This is a genomic window from Corallococcus interemptor (assembly GCF_003668875.1).
GTDB lineage: Bacteria > Myxococcota > Myxococcia > Myxococcales > Myxococcaceae > Corallococcus > Corallococcus interemptor.
In genome coordinates, this window is record NZ_RAWM01000224.1 from 1 (window position 1) to 6868 (window position 6868).

Below are 6868 nucleotides of genomic sequence, written 5' to 3' on the forward strand. Positions count from 1 at the left end.
GCCGTACCGGCCCGCGATGCCGCTCAGCGTGTCGCCGCTGCGCACCGTGTACGAAGCGCCCCCGGACTTCGGCGGCTTCGACGTCGTCCCGCCCGTGCCTCCCGTGCGGCCCGGAATCGTCAGCTTCTGCCCGACGTAGATCTTGTTCGGGTTCGCGATGTGGTTCGCCTGCTGCAACGCCCCCACCGTCGTGCCGTACCGGCCCGCGATGCCGCTCAGCGTGTCGCCGCTGCGCACCGTGTACGAAGCGCCCCCGGACTTCGGCGGCTTCGACGTCACCGGCGCCGCGCCTCCACCCGCGCCCGGAATCGTGAGCTTCTGGCCCACGTAGATCTTGTTCGGGTTCGCGATGTGGTTCGCCTTCGCCAGCGCCCCCACCGTCGTGCCATGCCGCCCCGCGATGCCGCTCAGCGTGTCACCGCTGCGCACCGTGTAGCTGCCACCCTTCGACGGCGCCGCCTGGAAACTGTCAGGGACCGTCAGCCGCTGACCCACGCGGATGAGATTCGCGTTCGCGATGTGGTTCGTCTTCTGGAGCGAAGACACCGACGTGTTGAAGCGCTGCGCCAGGCCGCTCAACGTGTCGCCGCTGCGAACGGAATAGGTCGTCACGGTTAAAACTCCGGGAAAAGAGGTAAATCAATGCCCGGATTTTCGCGACGCCTGGGAATTAGTTTCCCAGGAAGACTGACTTTTCAGGTTGCTGAATCTATCCGCTATTCCTGGACCTTGGAGTCACGCAACCGTTGCTGAAGGTCGCGGGCCGCGGAGGTGTCGTGCATCACGACGAGGCTCTGCACGTAGTACGCGAGCGCCCACAGGTTCTCTTCGGGGATGGCGCCCTTCCATGACGGCATGGCGGCGCCGCCGACGCCCGCGGCCATGACGCGGTAGAGGTCCTCGCGCTGCGCCTGCGCGGTGTACGGCTGGCCTTCCACGCGAGTGCCCTGCGGCCACACGGTGCGCAGCCGGTGGAAGAGGAAGTCCGGTGGCAGCACCTTGGCCAGCTGCGTGGCTTCGCCCTTCGCGTCCACGGTGAGCGAGTAGTCCGAATCCCGCTGCAGCGCCGTGTACGGATCCGCGTTCGCCAGGTTCACCTTGCGGCCGGTGACGCTCTCCGTGAGCGCGGCGAGTTCGGCTCGGGGCAGGTACGCGACGTGGCAGCTGGCGCAGCCCGCGTTGCCCTTGCCGGCCACGTGGTAGACGGTGCGGCCGCGCTCCAGGGCCTCGGCCTCGCGGCCCTTCCACGGGTCTTCGGACAGGGTGATGGCCGCACCCGGCGACTCCTGCTTCCAGCGCGGACTGAAGGTCTTGAGGTACTGCACCACGGCGTCCACGTCCGCCGGAGGCACGTCCCACGCGAACATGGGCGTGCCGTGCAGGCCCCGGCGCAGGGTGCGCTTGAGCGCGTCATCGGTGGGCAGCTCGCCCGCGGCCACGCCGCCGAACTTGTAGAGGCCCTGGTGGAAGTTGCGCGGAGGAGGCCGCATGCCGGAGCCGGCAGGGCCCTGACCGTCGCCCTTCTCACCGTGACAGGACGCGCAGTAGTGCGTGTAGACGTCGTAGCCGCGCGACAGCGTCGCCGCGGGGATGACGGTGCCGTCCGCGAGCTTCAGGGGCTCGAAGGTGGGCGTCTCCTTGCGGCACGCGGGAGCGAAGGCCCCCAGCGCGAGCACGGCGAGGATGCGGAGCGAGAAGGAACCAGGCTTCATGGGAGGTACACCACCGCGAAGAGGACGCCGTACATCACCGTCGAACACCACCATCCGGGCAGCGCGCGCCGCAACGGAGCGCGAGCCTCCTGCCCATGCAGGACACGCAGTCCCGCGCGCAGCAGCCCCAGCATCACGACTGACAGATGCGCGGCCTGCACCGCCGACAGGCCATACAGCGACGCGCCAAAGACGCCGCTGTCGGGGATGCGCAGGTCGCGGTACCAGAACAGCACGTGCGACCACGCCGCCTGCGTCGCGAGGAACGCCGCGCCCGCGCCCAGCACGCCCGCCAACGTGAGGCGGCCCGGTCGCGGATGCCGGAGCGAGGCGTGCAGCGACACCGCCCCGATGACGAGGAGCCCACCCGCCAGCGCGGGGACGAGGAGTCCGGGACGCGCGGACGCGGGAGGCCAGAAGCCGCGCAGCCGGTAGAAGCCCGCGGTGAAGGCCATGGCGCAGAAGAGCATCGCCACCGCGCCGTGCGCGATGACGGCCCCGAACCAGAGGTTCCCTTCGTCGCGCTGCGAGGCCAGTTCGTTCGTGCTCACGGCGTGGGACTCTCGCATGCCTGGGCCCGGCGGAAAGCACCAGGAAGCCGGGCGGGCCCCTGTCTCTCGGAGCGGCAATCACGTCCACGCATCGCACCCGTGAGCCTGAACCGGCCGCGGTGGGATGCACGAAGCCTGCTCGGGCGGTGCCCGCCGGTAGTAGCCTCTCGCGCTCACGCCGATGCAACCCGCGCCCACTCCGCTCGCAGCGCCGTCTCCGTCCGTCCCTCTTCACGCTCCGCGAGGCCTGGACGTCTGGCCATTGCTCATCGTGGCGCTGGGCGCATGGGTGCTGCGTGCGCTGGCGTTCTTCCATCCCTCGGGCGCCATGGGCTACCCCATGGACTACGACGAGGGCGTCTACTTCTCCGCCGCGTCGCTCCTGCTGCGCGGGGACCTGCCCTACCGCGACTTCATCTTCGTCCACCCGCCCGGAGCGCTGCTGCTCTGGGCTCCTGGCGCCGCGCTCACGCTGGGCCTCGACGCGGCCACGGCCTACGGCATCACGCGCTACCTCGCCGCCACCGTGGGCGCCCTGTGCGTGTTCCTCGCGGGCCGCGTCGCCTGGCGGGCCTGGGGCCCCATCGCGGGCTGCGTGGCCGCGCTCGCCTATGCCGCGTATCCGGAGGCCGCCCTCGTCGAACGTGGCACCTTCCTGGAGCCCCTGCTCAACGTCCTGTGCCTGGGCTTCGCGAACCTCTGGCTCGTTCCCGGCCCGCACTCCCGAGCACGCCGCATCGGCGCGGGTGTGCTCCTGGGCCTCGCCATCTCCGTGAAGCTTCCGGGCGTCCTGTGGCTCATCGCCGCGCTGTTCGCCCGTCCGGGGAAGGACGCCTGGCGTCAGGCCATCCCGACCGTGCTCGCCGCGCTCGCCACCTTCGCCGTCGTCGTCGGCCCCCTGGCCGCGCTCGCCCCTTCCGAGTTCCTTCGCGACGTCATCACCTTCCAGGCCGTGCGCCCCGCGGACGGTGAAGCGGACCGCTGGCTGCGTCTTCGCGACATCTTCCACGAGCGCCGGCTGGGAGAAGTGCTCCTCTCGCTCGCGGGCCTCTGCACCGCATGCGTGCGCGCCTTCCGAGCGCCCCCGGAAGAGCGCCCCGCCGCACGCTTCTTCGCCTGCGCGTTCATCCTCGGCGTGGCCCTGTTCCTCGCGTCACGGTCCTACTTCGACCAGTACAACGCGCACCTCGCCGCATCGGAGGCCGTGCTCGCGGGCCTGGGCGCCTCCGTGCTCCATGCACTCAGCGCACGCTGGGGCCGCTCCGCTTCACGGGCCGTGGCCGCGCTCGTGCTTGCCGCCGCGTGCCTGCCCGGTGCATGGCACGTCGTCCAGAGTGGCCAGCAGCAGGTCCCAGAGGTCGCGGCGCTCTCGGAGTACATCCGCGCCAACGTGCCTCCCAAGGCGTGCCTCTTCTCCTTCGAACCTGGCTGGGCGCTCGCGGCGGGCCGGCTCCCAGTGGGTGCCACTCCCATCGTGGACGTCTATTCCACCATGCTCCAGGACGCCATGAGCACCGGCGACCGCTTCGACGAGACCACCGAAGCCGTCTCCGCCCCCGAGGCCCAGCAGGCCCTGCGTGTCATGCTGGACTCCTGCCGCTTCGTCATCCTCGGCGGGCGAGGCACCTGGCAGCTCACTCCGGAGAGCCGCCCCTGGTTCAAGCAGCGCTTCGTCCGCCGCTTCCCGGAAGGCGACACCGGCGGCGTGGACCTCTGGGAGCACCGCTAGCCGGCGCCCTCCACTCCCGACACCGGCGGCACCGGAGGCACCACCGGCTCGGCCACCGGCATGCCCGAGGGCAGCGGCTCCGCCTGGCCAATCCAATCGCGACCCAGTTGCTCCTGTACTTCCGGTTGCGACAGCGCATGCGGCCCGCGCAGCACCACGGCGCCGGGCCCCGCGTCCGTCCACTCCAGCGTGCCCACGCGCCACGGGTTCGGCTCCGTGGCCCGTCCCCACCGGAGCGTCCGCACCAGGTTCACCACGAAGACCAGCTGCACCGCGCCCAGCGCGAACGCGGCCCAGCTGGTCCACCGGTTCAACGTGAGCAGGTGCGCGAGGAACGTGTACTGGTACGGGTCATAGAGCCGCCGCAGCTGCCCCGCGTAGCCCGCCACCAGCTGGCCACCGAAGACAGCGATGAAGAGCACCGCGCTCAGCACCACGTGCACCTTCGCCAGCCGCTCATCCAGCGCGCGCCCGTACATGCGGGGGAACCAGAAGTAGAGCCCCGCGAACACCGCGAGGAAGCTGGCCGCGCCCATCGTCAGGTGGAAGTGGCCCACCACCCACATGGTCCCGTGCAGCGGCACGTCCGTCGCCACCGCGCCCAGCGCCAGGCCCGTGATGCCGCCCAGACCGAAGACAATCATCGTCGCCAGCGCCGCGAGCATGGGCGACGTGAGCCGCACGCTGCCCCGCCACAGCGTCATCAGCCAGTTGAGGAACATCACCTGCGCCGGCAGCGAAATCAGCAGCGTCAGCACCATGAACGTGCGCCCCAGCACCGGCGCCATCCCGCTGGTGAACAGGTGGTGCGCGTACACCGCGCCGCTCAGCGCCGTCACCGCGCCCATGGCCCCCGCCGTCAGCCGGTAGCCGTGCGCGGGCTTGCGGCTGAAGAACGCCACGAAGTCCCCCACCATGCCCCACGCGGGCAGGATGAGGATGTAGACCTCCGGGTGGCCGAACAGCCAGAACAGGTGCTGGTACACCACCGGGTCGCCGCCCCCGCCCACCGCCGCCGCGCCCGCGATGAAGAACTGCGTGCCCGCCACCCGGTCCAGCAACAGCAGCACCGTGGCCGCCGCCAGCACCGGCACGAACAGCACGTTGAGCACCGCGCCGTAGAACAGCCCCCACACCACCAGCGGCATCCGTCCCCACGTCATCCCCGGCGCGCGGCAGCGCACCACCGTGACGACGAAGTTGAGCCCGTACAGGAACGCGGACACGCCCACGCACAGCACCGCCACCGTCACCAGCGTCTGCCCCAGCCCCGGGGTGAAGGCGGGCGTCGCCAGCGGCGGATACGACGTCCACCCCGCGCTCGCCGGCCCCAGCCGCACCCCGAACGACACCAGCATCAGCGCGCCGCCCAGCGCATAGGCCCAGAAGCCGAACGGCGACAGCCGGGGGAACGCCATCTGCCTGGAGCCAATCGCCAGCGGCAGCACGAAGTGCCCCAGCGCCCCGAAGAGCAGCGGCGTCACCGCGAAGAAGATCATCAACAGGCCGTGCATCGTGAACACGGCCGTGTACGTGGGCGGCGTCAGCGCGCCCTTCGACTCGGGCAGCACCCACCCGAGCCCCGGCACCGGCTGCCCCGGCCACGCCCACTGGAAGCGGATGAGCATGGCCAGCAGGCCACCAATCAACAGGAACAGGAACCCGCCCCACAGGTACTGCCGCGCCACGCGCTGCGGGTCCGTCGTCCAGAGCGACTTCACGAACGCCCCCGCCTTCATGGCGTCCTCCACACCCAGCCCCAGTGGGCCGCCGTGTCATCCGGGTCGTAGGCCTGCGCCGCCTTGAGGCTCGCCTCGCGCAGCCAGGCCGCGTAGGCCTCCGGCGACAGCGCCGTCAGCATGCCGCGCATCCGGTAGTGGCTGGTGCCGCAGTGCTGGTAGCAGGCCACCTCCCACGCGCCCTCGCGAGCGGCCTGGAACCAGGTCTGGTTCACGCGGCCCGGGATGGCGTCCAGCTTGACTCGAAAGGCCGGCAGGCTGAACCCGTGCACCACGTCCGTGGAGACCAGCTGCACCCAGACGGGCACGTCCGCCGGCACGCGCAGGTCGTTCCACGTCACCACGTCGTCCTTCGTGCCGAACGCCCCGTCCGCGCCCGCGTACCGCGCCTCCCACGACCACTGGTGCGCGTTGATCTGGATCCGCACCGTGCGCGGATCCTCCGTGGGGACGCGGAAGTTCCACAGCACGTCGTTCAAATATCCCTGCGAGCCCAGGAACAGCGTCCCGTCCACCACGCCGAACACGCCCACGGCCAGCCCCAGCACCCACGCCCTGGAGCGCCGCGTGCCCCCATCCGGCGCCACCTTCCGGGCCCCCCGGAAGCGCACCACCGCCAGCAGCAACCACCCGAGCATCACCGCCGCCAGCGCCACGTCGAAGACATGGTTCGTGGCCAGCAGCGCGTCGATGCGGCCGCCCGTCGCGCTCGCGTTCTCCGGAGGCGCCAGGCTCCAGGCGCCGCGCGCGGGAGGCACCGCCAGGGGCGCCTGCGCATCCGGGGGAGCGGCGTCGCTCGAGAACGGCGGGGACACCGCGGGGGGCTCCTCCATCACGGATGCTCCTGTTCCACGGGGGCCGAAGCCCGCTCGGCTCCTGGCGCCGCTTGTCCCGCCCGCCGGGCCGCCCAGAGCCCCACGCCCACCAGCGCGAAGGGCACCAGCATCAGCGCCAGCAAGAGCTCGCCCGCCCCACCCGGAGACTCCGGAGCCCGGGCCGTGCACGAGGGACACGCCGCCGCCACCGCCGGCCCCAGTAGCGAGGCGAGCAGCAGTAGCGCCGTCTCCCACCGGTCCACCCGCGCCGCGGACCGGTTCTCAATGGCCAGCCGCCCCTGCACCCGGCGCTCCAGCTGGG

7 protein-coding genes are annotated in these 6868 nt (G+C 71.3%); 1 reads left to right on the plus strand and 6 read right to left on the minus strand.

Going from position 1 to position 6868, the window contains the following annotated elements; translation table 11 throughout:
- The 3 genes from D7X96_RS38260 to D7X96_RS38270 all read right to left on the minus strand — a co-directional run.
- Positions 1-612, minus strand: a 612-nt coding sequence (locus D7X96_RS38260) for a LysM peptidoglycan-binding domain-containing protein (RefSeq protein ID WP_121771945.1), incomplete at its 3' end; no start/stop codon positions are given.
- A gap of 104 nt (positions 613-716) precedes the next feature.
- Positions 717-1712, minus strand: a complete 996-nt coding sequence (locus tag D7X96_RS38265) for a c-type cytochrome (RefSeq protein WP_120553031.1) — start codon at positions 1710-1712, stop codon at positions 717-719.
- Positions 1709-2263 carry a hypothetical protein gene (locus D7X96_RS38270; protein ID WP_147468509.1) on the minus strand — a complete coding sequence of 185 codons (555 nt, stop codon included), beginning with the start codon at positions 2261-2263 and terminating at the stop codon, positions 1709-1711. The genes D7X96_RS38265 and D7X96_RS38270 overlap by 4 nt, the downstream gene beginning before the upstream one ends.
- A gap of 271 nt (positions 2264-2534) precedes the next feature.
- Here D7X96_RS38270 and D7X96_RS38275 point away from each other — a divergent pair, with 271 nt between their 5' ends.
- On the plus strand, positions 2535-3992 hold the full coding sequence (locus D7X96_RS38275) for a glycosyltransferase family 87 protein (protein WP_244219868.1): 1458 nt from the start codon (positions 2535-2537) through the stop codon (positions 3990-3992).
- Here D7X96_RS38275 and D7X96_RS38280 read toward each other — a convergent pair.
- From D7X96_RS38280 to D7X96_RS38290, 3 genes are all read right to left on the minus strand, one after another.
- On the minus strand, positions 3989-5731 hold the full coding sequence (locus D7X96_RS38280) for a cytochrome c oxidase subunit I (protein ID WP_120553035.1): 1743 nt from the start codon (positions 5729-5731) through the stop codon (positions 3989-3991). The two genes, D7X96_RS38275 and D7X96_RS38280, sit on opposite strands and share 4 nt — an antisense overlap.
- Entirely contained in the window at positions 5728-6564 is an 837-nt protein-coding gene (locus D7X96_RS38285) for a cytochrome c oxidase subunit II (protein ID WP_121771948.1), read from the minus strand. The genes D7X96_RS38280 and D7X96_RS38285 overlap by 4 nt, the downstream gene beginning before the upstream one ends.
- Positions 6564-6868 (minus strand): hypothetical protein (locus D7X96_RS38290; RefSeq protein ID WP_208647441.1); only part of this gene is annotated, 305 nt, incomplete at its 5' end. The genes D7X96_RS38285 and D7X96_RS38290, both read right to left, overlap by 1 nt.